Raw genomic sequence first — 2,106 nt, 5'->3', positions numbered from 1 at the left:
CAGTAGAATCAATGGCTATATGGCGAATAGCCCCTCTCGATTTATTGCGATATTTGACCTGAACTGTCTTCGAGCGTTTACTGATACAGGTGTAGTCAGGGGACGTTAGTGGAACATCTAATAGCTCAAAGATAGAGTCAATAAAGCCTTGAAGGGCACGTAATGGCAGCGAAAAGATGCCCTTAATCATCAAGGCAGTTTCAATCGCTGTATCTGAGTACTGGAAGCCTCTACCACGCTTACCATGATGAGTTTTGCATTGCCATGCATCTATGGCTGAGTCATCTATCCAGAACGTAACCGAACCACGTTTGCAAAGAGCCTTATTGTACTCTGCCCAATTAGTGATTTTATTTTTTCACTTTACCCATATCACCGCCCTTCTAACCATTACAAAGGATCAGATCGAAGAACTTGAAAAAGGTTCAACTGATTTAGGCAACAACGCCCCTGAAACTTGTCGTATTGACTAAGAAATACGCGAAACGGGGTGGCTCTATCTCTAAACTTAATTACGCAACAAAGCCCTTCCCAAGGCTTTAACCAATGACAACTTTATCTTTGCTAATTTTTAAGTAAGAACGACTAGTCTTCTCATCTTTTCCTTCCACCTTAACTGTTGCTGATGAAGCTTTAACAAGATCAAAGTTAGATTGTGACAAAGTAATATTTTTTCTAATATTGTCATTTATCGTATCGGATAAATTCTTTATTTCATTAAATATCTTATATTCTTTTATTTTATCGTTATCTTCATCAATCTTTATTTTCATATTTTTCGCAATATATTCATTATCTATATTGGCTTTGATAAAGTTGTTTATTTTGGCTTGACCTGTTCCAGATTCATCTTTGAGCTTATTTCCATTCGGATATTTATCTATAAACTTATCTCTTAATCTTTCATAGAAAACATTGTCTATACTTTGATCAGTTCCGTTAGACTTCCATGTATTTTCATTCCAATATCTTTCTTGTGAGAAAATATACTCCTTACCTTCTTTGCACACCTCAATCAATATCGAATAATAAGCATAACAAAAAGGATTTAAATATAATTCATCTTCACCTATATATATTTTTTTAGCGACAGGATCATATTTCAACTCAATATTTTCTTCTAACGTTGCTTTCAATTCTTTTGTATAGTTTTCAAATAAACTCCTATTTTTATTCCTAGAGGAAGCAGACATGTTTTTATCAATCCGGATATTAGGTATAAAATTACCCAATGGAACAAAAGGAATATCGGCCAGCTCTACAATAGGTTTTCCACATTCTTCCTCAGTAAGAACGAGTTTTGATTTATCGTATTTATCGTATGACGGGGGAGTTTTTTCATTAAATTTTTTCACATTTGGTGGAAACATGAAATTAGTACCCTCGAGATCGTTTCGAGCAACCAGCACATGGCTCATTTTATCTTCTGGCCTAGCAAATAGAGAAAAAATATAACCTAAGAAAAATGACATGCTTTTTCTTCCACCTGCAATCGAAGCATGCAAATGGTATTCTTCATTTAAAGCAAAAATTCTTACCTTCTGACAAATAATATCAGCCATATTTTTTTGATCTTGTTCATTCCTGATATCACTTAGATATTCGCCATTCTCATCTGTTATAATGACGATATCATCAATTTTAATGAGTCTATTGTCGATAGGGATATCATACTCATCACATAACTTCTTTATTTCTTTATTTATATAAAAATCAATAATTTTATGATTTTCATCATCAAAGTCACGCGGTGTGGCAACGCATTCTAGATTTATCAACTTTTTAAAGCCAAGAAGAGTCGTAAATATCGTAATCTTTTCAGGAAACTCCATGTCTTCATGAGCGTACATCGCATATAAACTTTCAGTAATAACAGCAGGAGACCCACCTAGCACAGTAATTAAATGCCATGGTTTTTTTGTTTTAATTTTTTCTTCGAACACAGAAATACCTATATAAATACAATATGAATAAGTAACAAAACTCGGGTTGAAAATTAATGATATTCACTCGAGTGATACTATTTAAGTTATTAATTTATAACACATTTTCAGATTTCATTGAATTTAATTATTGTTACTGACTGTTCATAGACAGGATCTTAAG

2 protein-coding genes are annotated in these 2,106 nt (G+C 33.2%); both read right to left on the bottom strand.

The window, feature by feature from the left end; genetic code table 11:
• Window positions 1-349, bottom strand: a 349-nt coding sequence (locus AB4371_RS22500) for a transposase (protein ID WP_372150692.1), incomplete at its 3' end; no start/stop codon positions are given.
• Between the two features lie 190 nt (window positions 350-539).
• Window positions 540-1,943: a CRISPR-associated ring nuclease Csm6 gene (gene csm6, locus AB4371_RS22495; RefSeq protein WP_157938427.1), complete on the bottom strand. Its 1,404-nt coding sequence runs from the start codon at window positions 1,941-1,943 to the stop codon at window positions 540-542.
• Between the last annotated feature and the right edge of the window lie 163 nt (window positions 1,944-2,106).

Source organism: Vibrio sp. 10N.261.51.A3, assembly GCF_041471965.1.
Lineage (GTDB): Bacteria > Pseudomonadota > Gammaproteobacteria > Enterobacterales > Vibrionaceae > Vibrio > Vibrio crassostreae_C.
The sequence above is the reverse complement of the archived record's forward strand: the minus strand, read 5'-3'. Positions and strand labels throughout refer to the sequence as shown.